The sequence below is a fragment of the Streptomyces sp. CB02980 genome (assembly GCF_014451325.2).
GTDB lineage: Bacteria > Actinomycetota > Actinomycetes > Streptomycetales > Streptomycetaceae > Streptomyces.
On sequence record NZ_JACSCH020000001.1, the window covers coordinates 696,592 to 720,711 of the forward strand.

Below are 24,120 nucleotides of genomic sequence, written 5' to 3' on the forward strand. Positions count from 1 at the left end.
GGGCGGGGGTGGTGGGGTTGCTTGATCGCGGCGCCGTACCGTACGAGCACGCACCCCAGAACGAAGGAGACCGCCGCCATGGCCGACTACCGGATCGAGACCGTCCGCACCGGGTACCGGAACTGGACCGCCCGGAACGACCGGGGCGCGGAGGTCCGGATGGCCGCCGCCGACGACGCCGACGCGCAGCCCTCGTTCACCCCGGTCGAGTTGCTGCTCGCGGCGATGGGCGGCTGCGGCGGGCTCGTCGTGGACCGGACCGCGCGGGCCGTGGACCACGACGACCTGAAGATCGTGGTGGAGTCGGTCTCCGGGCCCGAGGACGACGGCCGGGTGGGCCGTATCCGGGTCAGCTACGAGTTCGAGCTGCCGGACAACAACCCGAAGGCGGCGGAGGTGTTCGCCCGCGGGGTGCGTCTGACGCACGAGAAGTTCTGCACGGTGAGCCGTACCGTGGAGCACGGCGCGCGCGTGGAGGCGATCCTGCCGGACGGCACGGTCGGCTTCGAGGGCTGATCCCCACCGCATCCCCCGCCGCACGCCCCGGTATCCCCCGCCGCACGCCCCGGTTCACTCCTCGATCGCGCCGCCGATCCGGCGCAGATGCTGCCGGAAGGTGTACGTGGGGTCCTCGGCCCTGGCCGCCAGATAGGCGTCGAACCCGGTCTGGGCGCGCAGCGTCTCCCCCGCCCTGATGCGGCGGGCCTGGTCCCGCTCCGTGCGGAACAGCGTGCGGGCCACCTCGAGGACGGCGTCCACCCGGTCGGCCGACACGAAGAGCACACCGTCGTCGTCGGCGAAGACGACATCGGCGGCGGTCACCGCATGCTCGCCGAACCGGGCCGTGGTCAGCGCGTCGGGGTCCCGGGGGTCGACACGTACGGGGCCGGGCGCATGCCGTCCGTACGAGAAGACGGGCAGCCCGATCTCGACGAGGTCGGGCGTGTCCCGGTGCAGGCCCCAGACGACGACCCCGGCGACACCCGCCGCTTCCGCCTCCAGGACGGCGAGGTCGCCGATGCAGGCCTCGTCGCGGCGGCCCGCGTTGTCGATGACGAGGACGTCACCGGGCCCGGCCCGGGTGAACGCCTCCAGGAAGACGTCGACGCTGCCGTAGTGGCGTACGGGCAGCGCCCGCCCGGCGAGCCGCCGCCCCGCGACGACGGGCAGAATCCCGGCGGGCGCGGCGCGCAGCGGCTCGCCGAGGCGCACGCAGGCGTCGGCGACGAGAGGGGTGGAGAGCTCCGCGAAGTCGTCCAGATCCTTCGGCATCAGGCGTTCCGTTCGGTGACGAGTACGGTACGGCGGGCTGCGCGATGCTATCGGGTGACCGTGTGCGACCGGCCGACGTCCCGCGAACGGCTCACGTCCTACGCCCGGCCGACGTCCCGCGAACGGCTCATGTTCCTGCGCCCGGCCGACGGCCTGCGAACGGCCGACGGCGTGGGCCCGACCCGGCCTCACGCGCCCGGCCTCGCGCGCCCGGCCCCCGTCCGCCGCGCGCTCCTGGCGTGCAGGCCCGGCCCTCCCTCCCTACGATGAAGGCATACCTCTCCAGAGCGAGGCACCATGGCCGCAGAGGATGCCGCCTCACCCGCCGGTCGCCCCCCGGGTCTGAAGGCCAATGCGATCGGGTTCGTCGACGCCCTCGTCATCGGACTCAACTCGACCTCCCCCGCGTACTCCCTGGCCGCCGTCATCGGCCCGATCGTCGCGCTCGCCGGGATCTACGCGCCCGGCGTGATGTTCGCGTCCTTCGTCCCGATGCTGCTCATCGCGTCCGCGTTCTACTACCTGAACAAGGTGGACCAGGACTGCGGCACGACGTTCTCCTGGGTCACGCGCGCGATGGGCCCGTGGGCCGGGTGGCTCGGTGGCTGGGCCATCGCGATGACCGGCGTCCTGGTCGTCGGCTCGCTCGCGGACGTGGCCGTGAGCTTCGCGCTGCTCTCCTTCGGCCTCGACAGCTGGGTGGACAACGCCTTCGTACGGCAGTCCCTCACCGTGCTCCTGATCCTGGTGATGACGGCCGTCTGCGTCATCGGCACCGAGCTGTCGGCCCATGTGCAGAACGTCCTCATCCTCGCGCAGGTCGCCTTCCTGCTGATCTTCGTGGGTGTGGCGATGTACAAGGTGTACGACGGCACGAGCGCGTACGACTCCGTCGAACCCGCCCTCAGCTGGCTGAACCCCTTCGGCGCCGGAGGCGCGGCGCTGACCGGCGGGCTGCTGCTCGGCGTGTTCATCTACTGGGGCTGGGAGTCGGCGGTCAATCTCACCGAGGAGGTCAAGGACTCCGCGACCGCTCCCGGCAAGGCCGGCCTCTGGTCGACCGTCATCCTGCTGGTCACGTACGTGTCGGTCGGGTTCGCGGTCGTCGCGTACGCCGGTCCGGCGTTCCTCGCGGAGAACGCGGGCGAGGAGGAGTTCATCTTCGCCCAGCTCGCCACCGATGTGCTGGGCGGCTGGGACTGGGTGCTGCTCCTGGCCGTCTCCACGTCCGCCATCGCCTCCACCCAGACGACGATCATCCCGGCCTCGCGGACGGCGCTCTCCATGGCCCGCCGGCGTGCGCTGCCCGCGCACTACGGCCACATCAGCCCCCGCTTCCGTACCCCCGACGTGAGTACGTGGTGGGTCGCCGGCATCGCCATCGCCTGGTACCTGGTGGTGAACCAGATCAGCACCAACGCCCTCTTCGACTCGCTGACCGCGCTGTCGCTCCTGATCGCCTTCTACTACGCGCTCACCGGAATCGCCTGCGCCGTCTACTACCGGCGTCATCTCCTCGAGAGCGTCCACAACTTCCTGCTGATCGGGCTCGGCCCGCTCGTCGGTGCCGGGCTCCTGACCTGGCTCCTGGTGAGGTCGGTCTCCGACATGTCCGATCCCGCGAACTCGTACAGCGGCACCTCGTGGTTCGGCCTCGGGCCGCCGCTCGTCATCGGTATCGGCATCGCCCTCACCGGGGTGCTCGTCATGATCGTGTGGCGGCTGCGGTCTCCCGCCTTCTGGGAGGAGCGGCCGAGCGTGGCCGACCCCGACCTGGTGCACGGCAAGGAGCACTGAGATGTCGGTCGTGCTCGGTTACGACGAATCCCCCGGCGCGGCCCGCGCCCTGCGCATCGCGGTCGAGGTGGCCTCGGCTTTCGACGAGCGGCTCGTGCTGGTCTACGGCGCGGCGGTGCCCGGTCCGCTGGGCGAGGAGTACCGGTCCCACCACGAGGCCATCCGCCAGACCGGCCGCGCCGGCCTCGAGCACGCGGTCACGGAGGCCGACCGGGCGGGGGTGCCGACCGTCGTCGAGGTGCTCGACAAGAATCCGGCCCAGGCCCTCATCGACGCGGCGACCCGGCACGCGGCCCGCGTCATCGTGGTGGGCAGCTGGGGCGAGAGCCCGATGCGCGGCGCGCTGCTGGGTTCCACACCCCACAAGCTGCTCCACATGTCGACCGTGCCGGTGCTGTGCGTGCCGCCGGAGGAATGACCGCGCGCCCCCGGGCGACCGTGACCCGCCGGCCGCTCATGTCCGCGGGAGGACCGTGACGCGGGCCAGGGCCCAGGAGGTGTGGTCGAAGGAGGTCTTGGCGTTGGCGTCCGCCACCTCCAGGCGCAGCACCCGGACGCCCCGCACGTCGACGTCCACCGGGACGGGGCCGCCGGCTGCGGTCAGGACGGGGGTGGTGAACAGAACGCGGTCGTCGCCGTACACGGTGGCGCGGGTGGCTCCGGCGGAGCTCTGGCGGGCCGAGAAGTCGTCGATGCCGACCAGGGCGGTGAACCGGTCCCCGGCGCCGCCCAGGTGGAAGGCGACGTCGCTGTGGGCGTGGACGCCGAGCCCCTTGGCGTAGGTGGTGCCGCCGAAGGCGATCGGGGTGCCGTCGCCCCCGGCGTTCTTGCCGTTGGACGTGTCGCGTTCCACCGGGCCCCAGCCGTTGACGGCGTGGATCCAGGTGAGGTCGGAGAGGTAGCTGTCCCGGGCGGGTGCCGAGGGCGGGGTGGTGACGAGGCCCGCGTCCTCGTACCGCACGGGAGCTCCCGCGGCGAGCGCGGTGCCTTCGGCGGTGAGGGTCCACGGAGTGGAGGCGGGGACGCCGGCGGGCGGAGTGACCTGCCAGCCGACGGTGAGCGCGGCGCCCGGAGCGAGCTGCCCGGCGGTGGTGGGCGTGATGGCCTGAACGGTCCAGCCCGCGGGCGCACGCAGGGCGAGGGCCGCGGAGCTCCAGGGGCGTGACGAGCCGTTGGCGAGCGCGGCGGTGACGGTGAAGGCCTGGCCCGGGACGGCGAGCGGCGGCACGGTGAGGGTCGTGCCGAACGCGGCGCGGGGGTAGGTGTCCTGCCATGAGGAGCGCATCAGCGCGACGAGTTCGGCGGCCCGGGCGGGGTGGCGGGACGCGAGGTCCGAGCTCTCGCCGATGTCGGTGGCCAGGTCGTACAGCTCCACCTGCCACTGGTCGTCCGGCAGGGCGTGGTCGCGGACGGGGGCGAACCTGACCGCCTTCCACCGGTCCTTGCGGAGCGCCTCGGCGAGCCAGGTGGCCCGCTGCTTGTCCTGGGCGTCGGCGCGGGAGGTGACGCCCCGCTCGTCGCGGAACCAGTACAGGTGGTCGTGGAGTGCGGCCTCCGTGCCTCCGGCGAGCAGCGGTGCGACCGAGAGTCCGTCGACGTCGGAGGGCGCGGGGGCGCCGCCGAGCTCGGCGAGGGTGGGGAGGAGGTCGGTGAGCGGGGTCGGGCGGTCGCTCGTGCCGGTCCGGATCCGGCCGGGGCCCCAGGCGACGAGGGGGACGCGGACGCCGCCCTCGTACAGGTTGCGCTTGTAGCCGCGCAGCGGTCCGTTGGAGTCGAACAGGTCGGGGTTGACGCCGCCCTCCTCGTGGGGGCCGTTGTCGCTGGTGACGAGGACGATCGTGTCGTCCGCGAGGCCGAGGGAGCTCAGCCGGTCGACGACGTCGCCGACGAGGGCGTCGAAGAGGCTCACCTGGGCGGCGTGGCCCTTGTTCGCGGCGCTCCACGTCCGGGAGGCGTACGCGCCGTGGTCGGGGATGTCGCTGGGGGCGTGGGGCACGGTCGGGGTGAGCAGAAGGAGGAACGGTTCGGCCGCGTGTCGGTCGAGGAAGTCCAGCGCCCGCTGCCGCAGCAGGTCCGGGGCGTAGGCGCCCTTGGCGCCGCCCGCGTTGGCGGCGATCGGCTCCTTGACGCCGTTGTGCCAGAGGTAGGCGGGGTAGTACTGGTGGGCGTGACCGTGGTCGATGTAGCCGTGGAACTCCTCGAAGCCCCGGGCGTTGGGGTGGCTGTCCTGGCCGGCGCTCTCCGGCCCGAAGCCCCATTTGCCGATCACCCCGGTGCGGTAGCCGCGGGCCCTGAGCACCTGGGCGAAGGTGGTGTCGGCGGCGGTGAGGGAGCCCTGCGCCCCGGACGGGTTGGCCCGGACGGTCGCGTGCCCGGTGTGCAGACCGGTGAGGAGCGAGCAGCGGGAGGGGGCGCAGACGGCCGCCGTCGAGTACGCGTCCGTGAACCGCAGCCCCTCCGCGGCGAGTCCGTCGAGGCGCGGGGTGGTGATGAGCTTCTGGCCGTACGCGCCGAGTTCGCCGTGTCCGAGGTCGTCGGCGAGCACGACGACGAGGTTCGGCGGGCGGGTCGGTGCCGCCGCGCTCCCGGTCCCGGCCGCAGCCGGTGCCGGTGCCGCCTGGGCGTCGGCGACGGCGGTCGCGGGCAGGGCGCCGAGGGTGGCGGCGGACCCGGCGATGAAGCGGCGGCGACTGGACATGGTGGGGCTCCTTGGGCGGGGAGTCGGACGCGGCGCGCGCGGGCATGCCGGGAACGGCTGGATGCCAGGGGCGGGCAAGGGCCTGTCGTCCGCCCCCGGCATCCAGCCGAGCATGGCGGCCCCCGCCCCGGCGGACCATGCACGGCGTATGAAAAGCGTGTGACACGCGCCTGTTGAGCCGGTCCGCCCCCTGTGACGAGCCGGACCGGGCCCCCACCCGGGGCCCACCGCCGGGGCGTGTCCGGCGCTGATCCGCCGGACAGGCCCTGGTCCGCCGGACAGGCCCTGGTCCGCTCCCCGCGTGGGCCGGCATCGCACGCGTCCACCCCCGGGCCGGCACCGCACGTCTCCATCCCCGGGTCGGCCGCCGCGCGGGCACACCACCGCCCGCGCCCGCCGCCACCGCTCAGTCCAGGTGTCCGGGCCCGCCCGGCGCTCGGTCCAGCCAGAGTTCGCGGACCCGGTGGACCGGGTCCGAGGCGATCCGGGGCTCGGTGTCCCAGATCATGGTGGCTCGTCCGGCCTCCGTGTAGCGGGGCCAGTCGGCGCCCGGGTCCTGGTCGGTCACGAAGGCGACCCAGGCCCGGTGCATGGCGTCGGCCAGCGCGCGCGGCGGCGCGTCCCCGGCGACGGCCGGGACTCCCTCGGCGTCGAGGAGGTCGAAGGCGAAGGGCAGGTCGACGCAGTGGAAGGCGAGGTCCGCGGCGGGTGAGCGCCAGGCGAACTCATAGAGCCAGGTGGGCCGTTCGCGGGCGGCGCGGGCGTCGGCGACGGCGAGGTTCGGGGCGCGGAAGGTCGCGTCGGTCAGCGCCTGGCCGAAGAGCCGCTCCGGGCCGCCCTCCGCGTACTCCTGTGTGAGGGCGTCGGTCCGCGCGGGGTCGAGGCCGAGGCCGCCGAGGAGGACGGGCAGTGGCGGGGCCTCCGGGCCGGGCGCGGGGAACATCGTGAACTCGTGCTCGGTGAAGCCGAGCATCAGCGGCACGTCCGCGCCCGCCTCGCCCGTCGTGAGCGCGTCGAGGACGGGCAGCGGGATGAGCTCGCCGTCGGCGAAGGGGGCGAAGGACAGCATCGGCGGCAGGCCCTCGCGGTCGGGGCCCGGCTCGTTCATGCGGTCCTGGAGGGCGAGGATCTCGTCGTCTCCCAGGTCGCGGAGGGCGGCGGCGGTGGCCGGTACGCCGGTGCGGGCGGTGAGGAGCCGGGAGGCGGCACGGGCGGCCTCCGGGCCGTCGGGCCGCGGGACGGCGCCCGAGACGGAGAGCGCGCCACGGAACAGGCCCTGGGCGGCGGGGACGGCGAGGAGGGTCTGGACGGCGCCGCCGCCCGCCGACTGTCCGGCGACGGTGACCTTGGCGGGGTCGCCGCCGAAGGCCGCGATGTTGTCCCGTACCCATTCCAGGGCGGCGATCCAGTCGCGTACGCCCCGGTTGTCGGGGGCGTCCTCCAGGTGCAGGAAGCCCTCGATGCCGAGGCGGTAGCCGACCGAGACGAGGACGACGCCGTCCCGGTTGAAGGCGGCTCCGTCGTACCAGGGGCTGGCCGCCGAGCCGGCGACGTAGCCGCCGCCGTGGATCCAGACGAGGACGGGCAGCGCGGCGGCGGGGTCGGTGCCGGGGGTGAAGACGTTGAGGTTGAGGATTCCGGCGCCCGGGACGGAGGGCTCGGGGATGGTGGTGATCTCGGCGAAGGGGCGGCGCTGGGCCGTCGGGCCGTACGCGGTGGCGTCCAGCGGCTCCGTCCACGGCTCCGGCGGCACGGGCGCGGCGAACCGCAGGTCGCCGACGGGCGGCTGCGCGTACGGGATGCCGAGGAAGCGCAGGCTGCCGTCGGCACGGCGCTCGCCACGGACGGGACCGCGGTCGGTGGTCACTGTGCTGCCGGTGGTGGCCGTGGTGCTCATGGGTGCTGCTCCTTCTGCGCGGGGGCACACGAAGCCCGGGGCAGGAGCCTGTCATCCGCTACTTACACGTGTCAACGTTCGCTGTCGCACGCGCCTCCTCCCTGGGCAGCAGCAGCGGCGTGGCCAGCAGCAGGACGCCTGCCAGGCCGATCGCCGCGCGGGGTCCGACAGCGGCAGCGAGGAGCCCCCAGAGCGCGGTCAGGGCGGCGAGGGAGGCCTTCGCGGTGACGGACCAGGCGGTGAGGGTACGGGCGACCCGGTCGGTCGGCGTCAGGTCGAGGCGGTGGGCGGCGAGCACCGGGGTGAACACCGCGGCGCAGGTGATCAGCGCCAGCTCCACCGCCATCACGAGCACGAGGCCGGTGACGCCCGGGTGGACGAGGGCGAGGCCGACGGGCCAGCAGGCCCGGAGCACGCCCGAGGTCCGCAGGACCCGGTGCCGGCCGTACCGCGCGACGAGCGGCCGGGAGAGCCGTGAGCCGATGAGCCCGCCGATACAGGGCACGGCGAAGGCGAGCCCGTACTGCCAGGGGGCGAAGCCCAGCGGCCCCAGCATGAGGACGGCGAGAAGGGGTGCGGTCGCCATGATCAGCCCGTTGACCAGGACGGAGTTGAGGAACAGCGGGCGCAGGACGGGCTGGGCGAGGATGTGCCGCCACCCTTCGAGAAGGTCGCCGGCCCTCATCCCCGCCCCCTTCCTGCGTGCGGCGCCGGCCCTCATCCCCGACCCCTCCTTACGTGCGGGGCGGGGCTCGCGCCCCTTGATCGCGCGGATGCCCGCCGCCGAGAGCAGATAGCTCAGGGCGTCCACCAGTACGGTCGCCACCGGGCCGAGGAGGGTGACCAGAGCGCCACCGAGCGGCGGTCCGAGGACGGTCGCGGTCCAGGTCGTGGATTCGAGCCGGGCCTGCGCGACAAGCCGGCCCTGCGCCGGTACGAGCGCCTTCAGGCAGGCGCCTGAGGCAGCGCCGAAGGTGATGTCGGCCGCGGAGACGACCACGGAGACGACGAGGAGCTGGACGAAGCCGAGCCGGTCCAGCGCGTACGCGGCGGCGACGCTCAGCATCGCCGCGCACCGCACGAGGTCCATGGCGATCATCACGGGCCGCTTGAGGCGGAACTCCACCCAGGGGCCGAGCGGCAGCGCCACCGCCGCGCCGACGGCGGCCCCCACGGCGGCCAGCGCCGCCACCTCGGCGGAGCCCTTGTGGAGCACGGTGATGGCGAGCAGCGGGAGGGCGTTGAAGGCGACCCAGGTGCCCAGGGTGCCGGCCGCGTACGCCGCCCACAGCCACCCGAAGTCCCGTCCGAGGGACGCCCCACCCGCCATGCCCGTACCCCTCTCGCGGAACGGCCGCACAACCGCGGACCGTCGGCCGCCATCAAAGCGAGTCGAGGACGCGCAGATCAAACAACCGGGGCGCACCCACGACACAACCCACGGTTGTCGGTCTAGGCTCGGGGCGTGGATCTCGAAGCCGTGCGCACCTTCCTGGCCGTGGTGGACTCGGGCCGGTTCCGGGAGGCGGCCGCCGAGCTCGCGGTCACCCAGCAGGCCGTCTCCAAGCGGGTCGCCGCGCTGGAGAGGGAGCTCGGCGTGCGGCTGCTCGCCCGCACCGCACGCGGGGCGGAGGTGACGATCGACGGGCAGGCGTTCCTGCCGCACGCGCGCGCCCTGCTCCACGCCGAGGCGCGGGCGATGGCCTCCGTACGGCCCGAGCGGCGCGCGCTGCGCGTGGACGTGATCGGCCGGCGGCTGGCGACCGCGGGGCTGCTGCGGGGGTTCCACCGGGCGTATCCGGAGATCGAGCTGGACGTCGTGACGCTCTTCGACGCCGACGCGGCCGTCGCCGCCCTCGGGGCCGGCACGATCGACGCGTCCTTCCGGGCGGTCACGATGCCCGGCCGTCGGCTTCCCGAAGGCATCGAGGCGCTCCCGGTCCTGGACGAGCCGCTGCAGCTCCTGACGGGTCCCCGGCACGCGCTCGCGGGCGCGCGGTCCGTCCCGCTCACGCGGCTCGCCGGCCATCGGATCTGGATTCCCGGCATCGTCGGCGGGACCGAGTGGGCGGCCTACTACGCGGACCTGGCCGCCCGGTTCGGGCTCACCATCGAGGTGACGGGCCCGGACTTCGGCCCCGAGGCGCTGTTCGACACCATCGCGGACTCCCCCGAGCTTGCGACGTTCGTCGGCGAGGGCACCCGCCTCGTCTGGCCGCAGGGGCACGACCTGCGGCGCGTCGCCGTACACGGTCCGACTCCGGTATATCCGCACTCACTTCTGTGGGCCGCGGACAACCCGCACCCCTCGCTGCTCACCCTTCGCGACCACCTCGCCGCCTCGCCCGGGGCCCCCGGGTCCCCCGCCGCGGCCGGGCGGCAGGCCGACATCTGGACACCCGCCTGGGCACGGCCACGGGATCATCCTCCCGAGCCCTAGACTCTGAACGCCCGGGGGACGGGCAGGCGCAGGGAAGGGCGGCCCGTGATGCAGTGGATCCATGATGCCGTGGGGGGCGCGCTCGTGCTCCTGCTCGGTGCGGGGCTCATCACCGCCGGCGTGGTCTGGAAGGGGCGCGCGGTCCGGCCGTTCGCCGCGTCCCGCGCGCGTTCCGTGGCCCAGCAGGAGTACGCCCGCGATCTCCAGCGGGCGGCCGACCATGTGATCGCGCTGGCCCGCCGGTCGGCCGGCGAGGGCGAACCGGCGATCGTCACCGTCGAGGCCGTGGTGCGCACCACGCAGGAGCGTTACGGGTACGCCGGGGTGGAGCGGAGGCACGCGGCGGCCGCGCTGCGCCGCCGGTTCGAGCACTGGCGCTGCGCGGTCGACTGCGTCACCGACGCCTACGGCTGAACGTCCGCCTCGGGTACGGGCGTTCCCTGGTGGTAGTACATCCGCAGGGCGGTTCCGGCCGGCGCGGCGGGGCCGCGGCGCCAGAGCGAGCTGCGTCTGGCCCTGCGGCCGTCGTGGAGCGTCTCGTACGTGAGGTGGACGAGGCCGGGGGCGAGCAGCGTGGCCGAGAAGGCGGTGGGCTCGTAGCGCGGTCCGTCCTCCGTCGCGCCGGACATCTCGGGGAGACCGGCGAGCATCTCCTCGTACGTCCAGCGCCGGCCGGAGGCGCCGACCTCGACGAACTCGGGGTCGAGCAGTTCGGCGGCGCGCGCCCGGGAGACGCGTACGGCCGGGTCCATGAGCGCCAGTTCGCCGGCGACGGCCTCGGCGATGTCGGGGTCGTCGGGGGGTGCGAAGGCGGTCACCCGTGTCACTCCCCCGTCGTGCCGTCGAGGCGTTCGCGCAGCAGGTCGGCGTGGCCGTTGTGCCGTGCGTACTCCTCGATCATGTGGGCGAGGACGTAGCGCACGGAGTACGTCTCCTCCTCGTGGGTTCCGGTGACGTCGAGGGAGTCGGCCGCGGCCACGATCGCGCGGGCACGGGCGCACTCCTCGCGCCAGACGGTGAAGGCCTCGTCGACGTCGGCCTCGTCCACGTCGAAGTCGGCCCAGTCGGTGGAGCCCGGCGGCGTCCAGGGGCTGCGGCTCCGCTCGCCGTTGAGAGTGTTCCGGAACCAGCCGCGTTCGACCTCGGCGGCATGGCGGACGAGACCGAGGAGGGAGAGCCCCGAGGGGTCGACCGCCCGCGTCCGCAGCTGCTCAGGCGTGAGCCCCTCGCACTTCAGGGCGAGGGTGTCGCGCTGGAAGTCGAGCATGGCCGTGAGGACGGCGCGTTCGTCCCCGGTGTACGGCACGGACGTGCGGTGATCTCGGATGGTCATGCGGTCATTGTGCCGCCGTCCTCCGGGGGTGGCCCGGGAATTTCCCCGGCGACCCCCGGACGGGCAGGTCTACTCGAAGGCGGCTGCGGCCTCCTTGAGCGCGGCGGCGACGGCTTCGGGCGCGTCGGGGCCGGGGGCTCCGGGCCGGTAGGTGACGGACTTCAGCCGACCGGTGTAGCGGAAGGACCGGTGGCGTTCGAAGAGCGGCCAGGAGACGGGGGACTTCCGGTCGACGCCGATGCTGATGCCCTGGAACGGAGCCATGCCGATGAGTTGGTGCACGCTGTCGGGGGCGGCGCGGTGCTCGCCGTCCACGGTGATCGTGAACCGCCAGCGCAGTCCCTCCTCCGCCGTGGCGGCGAGGAGGATCGCGTGCGGGCCGGGGCCGAGGGGGCCCGCGTCGGTCTCGTGGAGGGTTCCGTACTCGTTGTACGCGAGGGCGAGCCGGCCGTTCTCGACGTAGAGGCTGTAGCCGCCGCCCTGGTCGCCGTGGGAGACGAGGACGCCGTCCCCGGTCTCGTCGACGGCCACGGCGATCTCGAAGGAGCGCAGCGAGACGAGCCGGGAGGAGCGGTAGCGCTCCAGCTCCGGGGTGCCGGCCAGCAGGGTGAGGGGGCGGGTGAGGCGCTCCTCGGCCGGGTTGCGGCGGGCGAGTGCCCCGCTGTGGTCGGGCAGCGGGAAGACTCCGTTGCGCCAGGCGGCGTCCTCCCAGGCCGCGGAGAGTTCCTTGACGAGTTCGGGGTGGGCTGCGGCGAGGTCGTGGATCTCGGTGGGGTCGGTACGGATGTCGTACAGGGCCCATTCGGAGTCGTCGTAGGGGGCCCCGGGCCGGTGGAGGGTGACGAGCTTGTGGCCGTCGCGGTAGTGGCTGCGGTTGCCGGTCATCTCGCAGTACTGCTCGGGGTGGGTGGACGCGTGGGCGGGGTCGGCGAGGACGGGGGTGAAGCTGATGCCGTCCGGTTCCTGGAGCGGGACGCCCGCGCGGCTCTCGGGCCGGGCGAGACCGGCGAGTTCGAGGAGGGTGGGCGCGATGTCGGTGACGTACTGGTACTGGGGGCGCGGTCCGCTCGCGAGCCGGCCGTCCCTGACGCCTTCGGGCCAGGAGAGGACGAACGGCACGCGGACGCCGCCCGCGTAGGTGTGGCCCTTGTAGAGGCGGAAGGGGGTGTTGGAGGCCATGCCCCAGCCGCGGGGGTAGTGGACGAGGCTGCGGGGGCCGCCGATGAGCTCGGGGTCGCGGTCCACGTCGGGGTCCCAGTCGCCGGGGAGGCGGGGGTGGTGGACGAAGCGGCTGAAGTACGAGCGGGTGCCCTCGGCGCCGCCCTCGCCGGTGCCGCCGTTGTCGGACGTGAACACGATGACGGTGTTGTCGAGTTCACCGAGGGCGGCGAGGGTGTCGGTGAGCCGGCCGAGGTTCTGGTCGATGTTGTCGACGAGGGCCGCGTACACCTCCATGTAGCGGCAGTAGAGCTGCTGTTGACTGTCCGTCAGGGAATCCCACGCGGGGGCGTCGAGTCCGGCCTCGCTGTTGCGGGCGGGGAGTTCGGTGCCGGGCGGGAAGAGGCCGGCGGCGAGCTGGGCGGCGAAGCGCCGCTCGCGCAGGACGTCCCAGCCCTCGTCGTAGCGGCCGCGGTGGCGGACGATGTCCTCGGCCTTGGCCTGGAGGGGGCCGTGGACGGCGTTGTGGGCGAGGTAGAGGAAGAAGGGCTTGTCGGGCTCGTGGGCGCGCAGCGACTTCACCATGGAGATCGCCTGGTCGGTGATGTCGTCGGTGTAGTAGTAGTCGTCGGCGAACTCGTCGATGTCGAGTGGGCTGTTGTCCCGGACGAGCTGGTGCGGGTGGAAGAGGCTGGTGAGCCCTTCCAGGACACCGTAGTACTGGTCGAAGCCCTTCTGCAGGGGCCAGTTGACGCGGTCGTTCGCCGCGTTGGAGGCGGAGTCGCGGACGAGGTGCCATTTGCCGACGGCGTAGGTGGCGTAGCCGGCGTCGTGGAGGAGTTCGGCGAGGGTGGGGATGTCGTCCGCGATCTCCATGCCGTAACCGGGGAAGCCGGGGTCGGAGTTGGCGACCATGGCGTAGCCGACGCGGTGCGGGTTGAGGCCGGTGAGCAGGGCGGCACGGGCCGGTGAGCACAGGGGCATGGTGTGGTAGTTGGTGAGCCGGACGCCCGTGTCGGCGAGTCCGTCGAGGACGGGCGTGGGGATCTCGGAGCCGAAGGGTCCGATGTCGCTGAAGCCCATGTCGTCGACGAGGACGACGACGATGTTGGGGGCCTTGGCGGGCGGGGTGGTCCGGGTGGGCCAGGCGGGCTCGGACTCCGCGAAGGTGCGGCCGACGCGCCCGGCGAACCCCTCGTAGGGGTCGCGCCGGGCGGCGGTGGGCCGAGTGGCTTCGCGTGGGGTGCCGGTGGTCATGCGGGGTCGGGTCCTTCCGGGGGGAGCGAGCGGGCGACGCGGAAGCCGCCGTGGCCGGTCGAGGAGTCGGGGGTGTTGTGGGAGCGGGCGGCGACCCGGTAGCGGTTGCAGTAGGAGGCGTGGCAGAGGTAGGAGCCGCCGCGGATGACGCGCTCGGGGACCTGGCCGGGGGTCGGCGGCCGCACCGGGCCGAAGGGGTCGGCGCACCACTCCCAGACGTTGCCGGAGGTGTTGTGGAGGCCGTACCCGTTGGGGGCGTACGCGGTGACGGGGATGGTGCCGATGCGTCCTCCGGGCCGCTCCGAGCGGTGCGGGAAGGTGCCGAGCCAGGTGTTGCACATCTCCCGGCCGCCGGGGGTGAAGTCGTCGCCCCAGGGGTAGCGGGCGCCGTCGAGGCCGCCGCGGGCCGCGTACTCCCATTCGGCCTCGGTGGGCAGCCGGACACCTGCCCAGGCGCAGTAGGCGAGGGCGTCGCCGTGACTGATGTGGACGACGGGGTGGTCGGCGCGGCCTTCGAGGTCGGAGCCGGGGCCCTCGGGGGCGTGCCAGGCGGCGCCGCTGACGCCGAGCCACCAGGGGGCCTGTGGGACGGCGCCGAGGACGTGACGTTCGGCGGCGGGGTGGAGCAGCAGGTGGAAGACGAAGGAGGAGCCGAAGCGTTCGGCGTCGGTGCGGTGTCCGGTGGCCTCGACGAACTCGGCGTACCGGGCGTTGGTGACGGCGGTGGCGCCGATCGCGAAGGGGGCGACGGTCACCTCCCGTACGGGTCCCTCGTGGTCGGCGGGGTAGCCCTCGCCGAAGGCGTCGCCCATGCGGAAGGTGCCGCCCGGCAGCTCCACCAGCGGGTGGAGCGGCGGGGCGGTCCGCACGGTGGGCGACGGGAGGAGTGCGAGGGCGTCCGGACGGCCGGTGCCGGCGGTACAGCCACGTCCGGGGGTGCAGCAGGCGCTCATACGGTCACCGCCTCGGTCGTGCGCGGTGCGGGCTGCCGGGCCGCGACGGGAACGGGCTCGGGTGCGGCGGCGAGCAGCGCGCGCGTGTAGGGGTCGCGGGGACGCTCGCACAGCTCGTCGGCGCCGCCGGTCTCCACGATCCGGCCGTCGTGCATCACCGCGATGCGGTGGCTGACCTGGCGGACGACGGCCAGGTCGTGGGCGATGAAGACGAGGGCGAGGCCCAGGTCGCGCTGGAGGTCGGTGAGGAGGCCGACGATCTGGGCCTGGACGGAGACGTCGAGCGCGGAGACGGGTTCGTCGCAGATGAGGACGGCCGGTTCCGGGGCGAGGGCGCGGGCGATGCCGATGCGCTGTCGCTGGCCGCCGGAGAACGAGCGGGGGTGCCGGCCGGCGGCTGCCGGGTCGAGGCCGACGAGGCGGAGGAGTTCCGCGACGCGGGCGGGGCGCTCCGCGGGGGTGCCGATGCCGAAGGCGCGCAGCGGCTCGGCGACGATCTCCCCCACGGTCATACGGGGGTTGAGGGAGGCGTACGGATCCTGGAAGACCATCTGCACACGGCGGCGTACGGAGTGCAGCTCGGCGCGGTCGGGGCGGGTGACGTCCCGGCCGTCGAGGAGGATTTGGCCCGCGTCGGCGGGGTGGGCGTGGGCGAGGACCCGGGCGAGGGTCGACTTGCCGGAGCCGGACTCGCCGACGATCCCGAGGGTCTCCCCCGCCGCGAGGGTGATCGAGACGTCGTCGAGGGCGGTGAGGCGACGACGACGACTCCTGTAGGTCTTGTGCAGTCCCTCGGCGGCCAGGACGACGGCTCCCGGCGCGGGGCGGTCGATCCGCGCGGGCGGCGGGGCGGGCGGCAGTGGTTCGGCGTGTTCGGCGGCGGGCAGGCAGGCGGCGCGGACGGTGCCGCCCACGGCGGCGCCGACGGCGGTGAGCGGTGGGGCGGTGGTGAGGCAGCGGTCCTCGACCAGGGCGCAGCGGGCGGCGAAGGCGCAGCCGGTGAGCGGGAGGCTCAGGTCGGGCGGGGTGCCGGGGATTCCGGTCAGCCGGGTGCCGGAGGGGGTGGAGAGCCGGGGCACGGCGGCGAGGAGACCGGCGGTGTAGGGGTGGCGGGGGCGGGTGAGGACCTCGGCGGTGGGGCCGTCCTCGACGACCGTGCCTCCGTACATCACGAGGACGCGCTCGCAGGCGCGGGCGACGACGCCCATGTTGTGGGTGATGAGGACGACTGCGGTGCCGGTGGTACGGGTGAGCTCACCGAGGAGGGTGAGGATCTGGTCCTGGACGGTGGCGTCGAGGGCGGTCGTCGGTTCGTCGGCGAGGAGGACGTCGGGTTCGCCGGCGAGGGCCATGGCGATGAGGACGCGCTGGCGCTGGCCGCCGGAGAACTGGTGCGGGTGGTCGTCGAGACGCCGCTCGGGGTCGGGGATGCCGACGAGGCGGAGGAGCTCGACGGCCCGGGCGCGCCGGGCGGTCCTGTCACGTCGGACGGGAGCGTGTCCCGCCCTGGCGCCTCCCGCCCTGGCATGTCCTGCGGGAGCGTGTCCCGCGTGGGCGCGGAGGACCTCGTCGAGGTGGCGGCCGATCGTGAGGACGGGGTTGAGGGCCGTCATCGGGTCCTGGAAGATCATGCCGATGCGGGCGCCCCGTACGGCCCGGAGCCGGTCCTCCCCGGCCGCGACGAGGTCCTCCCCGTCGAGCCGGACCGAGCCGCCGCGGACCCGGCCCGTGCCGGGCAGCATCCCGAGCAGGGCGAGGGCGGTGGTGGACTTGCCGGAGCCCGACTCGCCGACGACGGCGAGCGTCTCGCCCCGGCGGAGGGTGAACGACACGTCCCGGACGGCGTGCAGCCTCCCCCCGTCGGGAGTGGTGAACTCCACGTCGAGGCCCTGGACTTCGAGCAGCGGTGGGGTGGTCATCGGCGTATCTCCCGGTTCAGTGCCTCGGCGGTCAGGGAGAGGCCGAGGACGAGCACGGTCACGGTCACGAGCGGTCCGGCAGCGAAGTGCGGGGCCTGGGCGAGATAGGGCATCGATTGGCTGAGGACGGCTCCGAGGGTGGGTTCGGGGGGCCGGACGCCCACGCCGAGGAAGCTCATCGCGCCTTCGATGAAGACGGCGACGGTGAGGGAGACGGCGATCTGGACGACGAGCGGGTCGGCGGCGTTGGGCAGGATGTGGCGGGTGAGGATCCGGCCGCCCGAGGTGCCGCCGACGCGGGCGGCCGTCACGTACTCCCGGCCGCGCTGGACGAGGATCCCGGTGCGGAGGAGTCGTCCGAAGACGGGGATCTCGGCGAGCGCGATGACGAGGATCACGGGGAGCCGGCCGGGGCCGAGGACGGCGGTGACGGCGAGCGCGAGGATCAGTCCGGGGAAGGCGAGGATCAGGTCGAAGGTGCGCTGGACGACGGTGTCCGCGATCGGGTGGACCGCTGCCGCCAGGGCGAGGAGGCAGCCGAGGGCGGCGCCGAGCGGCACCGCGACGACGATGATGCCGAGGTCCGCGCGGATGCCGTGGAGCAGCCGGGCGAGGAGGTCGCGGCCGAGGTCGTCGGTGCCGAGCGGGTGGCCGGGGGTGCCGGGCGGGGCGAGCGCGAGACCGCTCTGGTCGGTGGGCCCGTGTCCGGCGAGGAGCGGCGCGAGGAGTCCGGCGAGGACGACCAGGCCGACGAGGACGAGTCCGGTGCGGCCTCGGGCGGTGGCGAGGGCGGCCCGGTAGGGATGGCGGCGGCGCGTGGCGGGCGGCGCGGCCTTCGTGAGGGTGGTGGTCATGACGGTCACTCCCACCGGATCCGGGGGTCGAGCCAGGCGTGGACGAGGTCGGTCAGCAGCTGGACGAGGACGAAGACGGTGACGAGGAGCAGCAGCAGGTCCTGGACGACGGGGTAGTCGCGGCGGACCAGGGCCTGTTCGGCGAGCTGGCCGAGGCCCGGCCAGGCGAAGATCGCCTCGACGAGGACGGCGCCGCCGAGGAGGTGGCCGGTCTGCATGCCGAGGAGGGTGACGACGGGCGGGAGGGCGTTCGGCAGGGCGTGTCGCCAGAGGAGGCGTCGTGGGGCGATGCCGGCGGCGGTGGCGGTGCGGACGTAGTCCTCGGCGAGGGCGCGTTCGATGCCGTCCTTGAGGTAGCGGCCGAGGACGGCGGCGCTGGGCAGGGCGAGGCAGAGGGCGGGCAGCAACAGGTACTGGACGCCGAGGTCGGGTGCGGTGAGGAGCGGGACGCGTCCGCCCGGGGGCAGGACGCCGAGGACGACCGCGAAGAGGAGGACGAGGAGGACGCCGGTGACGAAGGGCGGCACGGCGAGCGCGGTGGTGGTGAGGATCCGTACGGCTCCGCCGGCCCAGCGGTTGCGGGAGGTGGCGCCGAGGATGCCGAAGGCACCTCCGAGGACGACGACGAACAGCAGGGCACCGAGGGTGAGTTCGACGGTGGCGCCGAGCCCTTCGCCGATGAGGTCGGCGGTCTGTCCGCCGATCGCGTAGGACGGTCCGAGGTCCCCGGTGAGGAGGTCGCCGATCCACCGGAGGTACTGGGTGTGCAGCGGGGCGTCGAGTCCGAGGCGGGCCCGGATGGCCGCCTCGGTCTCGGGGCTCGCGTCGGGTCCCGCGAGGACGGCCGCGGGGTCTCCGGGGACGAGCCGGAGGACGGCGAAGGCGACGAAGGAGGCGACGAGGAGGACGAGGAGGGCGGAGGGGAGTCTCCGCAGCAGGTAGCCGCGCATCTCAGCCCGCCAGGTAGGCGTCGTCGAGGTTGAGGTAGGAGAACTTGTTGAGGGTGACGCCGTGCAGCTTCTTCGCGGAGACCTGGACGGCGCCGCGGATGACGAGGTCGATGATGAACGCCTCGTCGAGGAGGGTGTCGGTGATCTGCTGCCGGAGGGCGTTGGCGCGGGCGCCGGTCTCGGGCGTGGTCCAGGCCTCGCGGACGATCTTCGTGTAGGCGGCGGAGCGGAACTTCGAGGTGTTCTTGGCCTCGTTGAAGGGGTACGCGCTGACGGCGAGGGTGGAGGGCTGGACCTGGGCGAAGCCATGGCTCATGGCCCAGAGACCCGGCATCTTCTGGGAGATGAGGTTCTTCTGCGCGGTGGCCGGGTCGGTGGGCTGGAGGGTGACCTGGACGCCGATCTGCTTGAGGTCGTACTGGATCGCCTCGGCGACCGCGGTGTCTCCGGGCAGGTTGATGTGGAGGAGCGGCAGGTCGAGCCGGGTGTGGCCGGCCGACTTGAGGAGCTCGCGGGCCTTGCCGGGGTCGTACGTGTAGTGGGTGCGGCCGGCCTCGGTGAAGGCGGGCGAGGACTTGGGCCAGGGGGTGGCGGAGGCGAGCCCGTAGCCGCCGAGGACCTGCTTGAGGATCCGTTCGCGGTCGATGGCCCGGGCGAGGGCCTGCCGGACGGTCTTGTCGTTCAGCGGGGCGACGGTGGTGTTGACGCCGAGGTAGTAGGCGCCGCCTCCGGTGGTGTACTCGCTGATGGCGAGCTCGGGGGTGGAGGCGATGACGGGGAGGTTCTTGCCGGGGACGCTGAAGGAGAGCTGTGACTGGCCGGTGCGGAGGGAGGACAGCAGGGCGTCGGCCTGGGGCACGACGCGGAGTTCGACAGCGTCGAGGTAGGGGCGGTCGGGCTGCCAGTACTTCTCATTGCGGGTGAGGCTGAGGCCCGTGCCGGGGCTCCACTTGGTCAGCCGGAAGGGTCCCGTGCCGTTGAGCTTCCTGCCGGTGACGGCGTCCTCGACGCTGTTCCGATCGGTGATGATCATGAATTCGAAGAGGTCGAAGAGGTTGTTCACGGGATGGGCGAGCCGCAGGACGAGCTCGTGGTCGCCGCGCTTCTCGAAGCCGGTGACGGCGGCCGCCGTGGCCCTCAACTGGGCTGCGCGCAGCGGGTTCTGAAGGTTCTTCACCGCGAAGATCACATCGTCGGCGGTGAACGGACGGCCGTCGTGGTAGGTGACTCCGGTACGGAGCTTGAGGGTGATGCCGCGGCCGTCCTCGGCGTAGTCCCAGGAGGTGGCGAGCTCGGGCTGCGGCTTCAGCCGGTCGTCGTATCGGGTGAGGGTGTTGTAGATCAGTCGCTGCTGGAGCGACTGGCCGCTCTGGGCGAAGAGCAGGCTGGGCGTGAAGTCGCTGTTGACGGCGACGGTGACGGTGCCGCCGCGGCGGGGCCCCGCACCGGCCTTTCCGGCGGGCGCCTCGGCCTCGGAGACCGCCGAGCGGCAGCCGGCGAGTCCGAGACCGAGCAGCAGGGTGCCGCCGCCCGCGGCGCGCAGGGTGGTGCGCCGCGAGGGGGCGGAGGGTGCGGAGGAGTACAGCTCGGTCATCGATGCCTGCCTGTGAAAGAGGTCGGAGGCGCGCGGGACGCACGGATTCGGCCCGCTGCGGAAGAAAGGGAAGCGGAGAGCGGGGAAGGGGGGCCGGGGGTCCCCAGAGGTACGGGGTTCCGGGGCGACACGCGGGGATGCGGCGACGTGGTGAGGGTGTGACGCGGTGAGGGCGTGGCGCAGTGAGGGTGTGACGCGATCCGGCCGGCGTTCAGGACTTCAGGGGGCGCGGCCCGTCAGCGGAGCGACGGCGGGCGACCCGCCTTCGGCAGGGCCGGAGCGGAACGGGTGGGGCCGGTGCGGTGGCCGGCGCCTGGGTCAGACGCGGACGGCACAGACCGCGCCGGCCTGTCGACAGAGGTCGACGTGCCTGCGGGAGATGAGGCTCATGTCCGGATTCACGGGAGCAATATGACAGCGGCTTCGCAGGGCGGTCAACCGGCCTTGACCGCATTCTGAGACGACATCAGCTGTCGCCCTCCACAGGGAACAGCTCACCCATGGCCTCAAGAGGCCTTCTGAACAGGGAATTCAACAGAACCGTGCCCGCCGCGACGGGCAGCGTGGCCGGTCCGGCATGTGGACTGACGATGCGTTCGGGATCGTCGCAGACGTGCGAGAGGTCGATCGCGGCCCCCCGGATCTCCTCCAGGTACTCCGGCGCGAGGACGCTCGCCTGCTCGGTCACCACGACCAGATCGGGGTTGACGACGTCGAGCAGGAGGGCGACGGCGCGGCCCACCGCGCGGGCCCGCTCGCGGAGCAACCGGTCGGCACGCCGGTCCCCCGCCGCCGCCGCGTCCACCACGAGGGAGGTGTCGGGTTCGGGCACGATCCCGCGACGAACGGCGGTGCGGCCGAGCGCGGTGTTCGAGGCGGTCGCCTCCAGACAGCCGGAACGCCCGCACGGGCAGGGAACGGTGGAGTCCGGCACGGGCAGGTGCGCCACGTCGCCGGCCGCGGCCCCGGGGCCCTGGTGGACGACCCCGGCGAGCCCGACGGCCGCGTCGACGACATTGCCGATGAACAGATGGACCAGGCTCCGCCGGGCGGCGGGCCGGCCGAAGAGGATCTCCGACTGGGCGATGGAACGGGCGTGGTTGTCCACGCGCACGGTGCGTCCGCCGAGGCCACGGGCGAGTTCGGCGGCGAGCGGACGGCGCCGCCACCCCAGGGCCTGGTGGCGGACGACCACACCCTCGGCGGGATCCACCCAGCCGCCGACCGCGGCGCCGACCCCGAGCAGCGGCCGCCTCCTCGTGTGGGCGTCGAGGAAGGCACGGAGTTCGCGGGCGACGGCACCGGGCAGCCCGTCCGGCGGGATGCCGTCGTGGGGGTACGAGTGCCGGGCCAGGACCTGTCCGCGCAGGTCGACGAGGGCGAAGGTCGAACTGGGGACGCCCAGATGGACACCGCCCGCGACCGGCCCGCCGGAGGCCCCGATGTGCAGGTCGACGGGGATCTGGGGCCGCCCCACTCCCCCGCTCCCGGCCGGTTCGGGCAGCTCGCGCAGGAGGCCCAGACGGGTGAGGTCGGTGGCCTGGCGCGAGACGGCGGCGGGGCTGAGGCCGGAGAGCCGGGCGACGGCACTGCGGGCCACCGGTCCGTGATCGAGGACGGTCCGCAGGACGGTGGCGGCGTTGGCCTCGCGCCGGCCGTCGCCTGCCATCCGGGGACCGTGCGGGGAGTTCCTCGTCATGGGTGCCTCTCTGGTCACTGTTGCGGTGGTGTGAAATCCGTGGCGGTCCCCGCGGGGACCGCCGGCCTGCCGCCCGCGCCGCTCCCGCGCCTGCCGCGACGGGAAGTCACCGCAGGTCACTGGCGGTTCGACGGGATGATTCGGAGCGGGTCGGCGGCGCCGGGCAGGCGCCGATTCAACCATCGGGGGCGACCGTTCGGGGAGCGGACTGGCGCTTGACGCGCCGCGGCGGGCGCTGCGAGTCTCCGGGACATGTTCGCGACCTCCTCCTGTCCCGCCGTCTCCGGCGTCTGATCCTCGCGACCCCCTCCTGCGAGCGGTACGCCGCTCCGGCTCTCGCACGTCGTGTCCCGCCCCGAGGCCCGTCGGCCGTCGCCCGGCCCGTCGCGGCGCTCGTACGACGCAGGAGAACCGGTGGGAACTCACCGGCTCTCGTCGGGGCTTCCCACCTCCTCATTGCTTCCGCTCCGGGATTAATTCCGTCCGGGGCCCGCCCGGGCCCCTGTCCAAGCCCTGTCCAGGCCCTGTCCAAGCCCTGTCCAAGCCCTGCCCGAGCCCTGTCCGGAACCCGTACCGGACCCATGAAAGGACCCACCATGTCGACCGCGACCAGCACCGAGTCCGTCACCGTCCAGAAGGTCGGCGGCCGCCTCGGCGCCGTCATCTCCGGCGTCCGCCTCGGCGGCGACCTGCCCGCCGAGACCGTGGCCGAGATCCGCTCCGCGCTCCTCGCGCACAAGGTCGTCTTCTTCCGCGGCCAGGACCACCTCGACGAGGACGCCCACGAGGCCTTCGGCCGGCTCCTCGGCACACCCGTCGCCCACCCCACCGTCCCCTCGGCCGACGGCCGTTACTCCTTCCCGATCGACTCGGACTACGGCGGCCGCGCCAACCAGTGGCACACCGACGTGACCTTCGTGCCCGCCTACCCCGCCTTCTCGATCCTGCGCGCGGTGGTGATCCCGCCGTACGGCGGCAACACCCTGTGGGCCAACACCGCCACCGCGTACGAGAACCTCCCCGAGCCGCTGCGCGCCCTGGCCGACAGCCTGCGCGCGGAGCACTCCAACGACTACGACTACGCGGCCCTGCGCCCCGGCGCCCTCCCGGAGCAGCTCGCCCGCTTCCGCGAGATCTTCGCCTCCACGAAGTTCCTCACGGAGCACCCGGTGGTGCGGGTCCACCCCGAGACCGGCGAGCGGACCCTGCTCCTCGGCAACTTCGTCCAGCGGATCAGCGGACTGACGGGCGCCGACTCCCGCGCCCTGCTCGGCCTCTTCCAGTCGCACGTCGAGCGGCCGGAGAACACGGTGCGCTGGCAGTGGCAGGTCGGCGACGTGGCCATCTGGGACAACCGCGCCACCCAGCACTACGGCGTGGACGACTCCGACGACCACGTGCGCAAGCTGCGCCGCGTGACCGTCGACGGCGACGTGCCGGTCGGCGTGGACGGACGCGCCTCGGTCCTCCTCGCGCCCGAGTCCGTCCCGGACCCGGCGTTCGGCATCGCCTCCGGCGACTCGACGGAGGAGCCCGCCGCCGTATGACCGGCGTCCCGCCCCAAGTGATCGTGGCCCGGGCGGCGGGGCGGCTACACCCACTGGCCGGCCTCGGACCGGCTCCCCATCGCGAGGTGGCCGACGGCTGCGCGACGCGCCGCCCGAGTGGCTGCTGCGGGCCGAGGGGGCGGGGCCGGTGATCGAGGCCGCCCCCTCACGGAGCCTGGACCAGCGGCGTCCCGAGTCGTTCTCGGACGGCCGGGTCCCCTGGGAAGGGGTGCGCTTCGGCCACCGCTGACCCGGGGGCGCCGCCGCTGGTCGCGTCAGGACATGGAGGGCTTGGCTTGTCCGGTCAGCCGGACGGCTTCGCGTAGTCGGCGAAGCCCGTCCAGTCCAGCGCGACGCAGGCCTCGTCACCGAGGACCCACGCGTCGTGGCCGGGCTGGACCTCCATGTAGTCCCCGGCGCCGTACTCGGTCGTCTCGCCGTCGTCCATGACGACCTTCATCCGGCCGCTGACGATGTATCCCATGTGCGACGCCTGGCAACTGTCGGTGCCGGCGATCGGTTTGACGTGCTTGGACCACTGCCAGCCCGGCTCGAACACGGCGCGGCCGACCGCACCGCTCTTACCGCTGACCAGGTCGAGCCTGCCCTTGCCGTCCTCGAAGGGGCGGGTCTCGTCCGCTGCGTCGAAGCTCTTCTTGACGATGCCGGCCATCATTCGCTCCCGGCGATGGAGAGGCGGAATCCCCGAGTCCACTTCCAGGCTACGCGGCGACAATCCAGCGGGCACCTCT

21 protein-coding genes are annotated in these 24,120 nt (G+C 73.5%); 6 read left to right on the forward strand and 15 right to left on the reverse strand.

Annotated elements, in window-relative coordinates; genetic code table 11:
- Window positions 1-78: 78 nt before the first annotated feature.
- Complete coding sequence (locus E0F75_RS03195; RefSeq protein WP_073902499.1) at window positions 79-516, forward strand: OsmC family protein; 438 nt, start codon at window positions 79-81, stop codon at window positions 514-516.
- Window positions 517-570: 54 nt separating this feature from the next.
- Here the strand turns inward: E0F75_RS03195 and E0F75_RS03200 are convergent, their stop codons facing one another.
- Entirely contained in the window at window positions 571-1,272 is a 702-nt protein-coding gene (locus E0F75_RS03200; RefSeq protein WP_187620857.1) for an RraA family protein, read from the reverse strand.
- 297 nt (window positions 1,273-1,569) lie between these two features.
- Here E0F75_RS03200 and E0F75_RS03205 point away from each other — a divergent pair, with 297 nt between their 5' ends.
- Window positions 1,570-3,069, forward strand: a complete 1,500-nt coding sequence (locus tag E0F75_RS03205; RefSeq protein ID WP_187620858.1) for an APC family permease — start codon at window positions 1,570-1,572, stop codon at window positions 3,067-3,069.
- 1 nt (window position 3,070) lies between these two features.
- Complete coding sequence (locus tag E0F75_RS03210; protein WP_187620859.1) at window positions 3,071-3,487, forward strand: universal stress protein; 417 nt, start codon at window positions 3,071-3,073, stop codon at window positions 3,485-3,487.
- Between the two features lie 36 nt (window positions 3,488-3,523).
- Here the strand turns inward: E0F75_RS03210 and E0F75_RS03220 are convergent, their stop codons facing one another.
- The 3 genes from E0F75_RS03220 to E0F75_RS03230 form a co-directional block, all read right to left on the reverse strand.
- Complete coding sequence (locus E0F75_RS03220; protein WP_187620860.1) at window positions 3,524-5,767, reverse strand: sulfatase-like hydrolase/transferase; 2,244 nt, start codon at window positions 5,765-5,767, stop codon at window positions 3,524-3,526.
- Window positions 5,768-6,173: 406 nt separating this feature from the next.
- Window positions 6,174-7,664: a carboxylesterase/lipase family protein gene (locus E0F75_RS03225; RefSeq protein WP_187620861.1), complete on the reverse strand. Its 1,491-nt coding sequence runs from the start codon at window positions 7,662-7,664 to the stop codon at window positions 6,174-6,176.
- A 58-nt stretch (window positions 7,665-7,722) separates the two neighbouring features.
- Window positions 7,723-8,994: an MFS transporter gene (locus E0F75_RS03230; protein ID WP_187620862.1), complete on the reverse strand. Its 1,272-nt coding sequence runs from the start codon at window positions 8,992-8,994 to the stop codon at window positions 7,723-7,725.
- A gap of 135 nt (window positions 8,995-9,129) precedes the next feature.
- On the opposite strand from E0F75_RS03230, the gene E0F75_RS03235 reads away from it, so the two are divergent.
- Window positions 9,130-10,104, forward strand: coding sequence for a LysR family transcriptional regulator (locus E0F75_RS03235; RefSeq protein ID WP_187620863.1), 975 nt, complete (start codon window positions 9,130-9,132; stop codon window positions 10,102-10,104).
- Between the two features lie 48 nt (window positions 10,105-10,152).
- A complete protein-coding gene (locus tag E0F75_RS03240; RefSeq protein WP_187620864.1) occupies window positions 10,153-10,518 on the forward strand; it encodes a hypothetical protein in 366 nt (121 codons plus the stop codon).
- Here the strand turns inward: E0F75_RS03240 and E0F75_RS03245 are convergent.
- The 10 genes from E0F75_RS03245 to E0F75_RS03285 all read right to left on the reverse strand — a co-directional run bounded on the left by E0F75_RS03245 (window position 10,509) and on the right by E0F75_RS03285 (window position 21,791).
- Window positions 10,509-10,856 carry a DUF4440 domain-containing protein gene (locus tag E0F75_RS03245; RefSeq protein ID WP_187621027.1) on the reverse strand — a complete coding sequence of 116 codons (348 nt, stop codon included), beginning with the start codon at window positions 10,854-10,856 and terminating at the stop codon, window positions 10,509-10,511. The genes E0F75_RS03240 and E0F75_RS03245 overlap by 10 nt on opposite strands.
- Before the next feature lie 71 nt (window positions 10,857-10,927).
- Entirely contained in the window at window positions 10,928-11,437 is a 510-nt protein-coding gene (locus E0F75_RS03250; RefSeq protein ID WP_187620865.1) for a DinB family protein, read from the reverse strand.
- 69 nt (window positions 11,438-11,506) lie between these two features.
- On the reverse strand, window positions 11,507-13,852 hold the full coding sequence (locus E0F75_RS03255; protein ID WP_187620866.1) for an arylsulfatase: 2,346 nt from the start codon (window positions 13,850-13,852) through the stop codon (window positions 11,507-11,509).
- A complete protein-coding gene (locus tag E0F75_RS03260; RefSeq protein WP_187620867.1) occupies window positions 13,849-14,805 on the reverse strand; it encodes a formylglycine-generating enzyme family protein in 957 nt (318 codons plus the stop codon). Before E0F75_RS03260 ends, E0F75_RS03255 begins: the two co-directional genes overlap by 4 nt.
- Window positions 14,802-16,724: an ABC transporter ATP-binding protein gene (locus tag E0F75_RS03265; protein ID WP_187620868.1), complete on the reverse strand. Its 1,923-nt coding sequence runs from the start codon at window positions 16,722-16,724 to the stop codon at window positions 14,802-14,804. The genes E0F75_RS03260 and E0F75_RS03265 overlap by 4 nt, the downstream gene beginning before the upstream one ends.
- Window positions 16,721-17,578, reverse strand: a complete 858-nt coding sequence (locus E0F75_RS03270; protein ID WP_187620869.1) for an ABC transporter permease — start codon at window positions 17,576-17,578, stop codon at window positions 16,721-16,723. The genes E0F75_RS03265 and E0F75_RS03270 overlap by 4 nt, the downstream gene beginning before the upstream one ends.
- A gap of 5 nt (window positions 17,579-17,583) precedes the next feature.
- Window positions 17,584-18,528: an ABC transporter permease gene (locus E0F75_RS03275; RefSeq protein WP_187620870.1), complete on the reverse strand. Its 945-nt coding sequence runs from the start codon at window positions 18,526-18,528 to the stop codon at window positions 17,584-17,586.
- A gap of 1 nt (window position 18,529) precedes the next feature.
- Window positions 18,530-20,122, reverse strand: coding sequence for an ABC transporter substrate-binding protein (locus E0F75_RS03280; protein ID WP_187620871.1), 1,593 nt, complete (start codon window positions 20,120-20,122; stop codon window positions 18,530-18,532).
- 318 nt (window positions 20,123-20,440) lie between these two features.
- The gene (locus E0F75_RS40655; protein ID WP_319313152.1) at window positions 20,441-20,512 is read right to left on the reverse strand and encodes a putative leader peptide; all 72 of its coding nucleotides are present in this window, start codon (window positions 20,510-20,512) and stop codon (window positions 20,441-20,443) included.
- 76 nt (window positions 20,513-20,588) lie between these two features.
- Complete coding sequence (locus E0F75_RS03285; RefSeq protein ID WP_308189539.1) at window positions 20,589-21,791, reverse strand: ROK family transcriptional regulator; 1,203 nt, start codon at window positions 21,789-21,791, stop codon at window positions 20,589-20,591.
- A gap of 626 nt (window positions 21,792-22,417) precedes the next feature.
- Here E0F75_RS03285 and E0F75_RS03290 point away from each other — a divergent pair.
- Window positions 22,418-23,368 carry a TauD/TfdA family dioxygenase gene (locus E0F75_RS03290; RefSeq protein WP_187620873.1) on the forward strand — a complete coding sequence of 317 codons (951 nt, stop codon included), beginning with the start codon at window positions 22,418-22,420 and terminating at the stop codon, window positions 23,366-23,368.
- A 304-nt stretch (window positions 23,369-23,672) separates the two neighbouring features.
- Here E0F75_RS03290 and E0F75_RS03295 read toward each other — a convergent pair whose 3' ends face one another.
- Entirely contained in the window at window positions 23,673-24,041 is a 369-nt protein-coding gene (locus E0F75_RS03295) for a cupin domain-containing protein (protein WP_187620874.1), read from the reverse strand.
- Window positions 24,042-24,120: the final 79 nt, after the last annotated feature.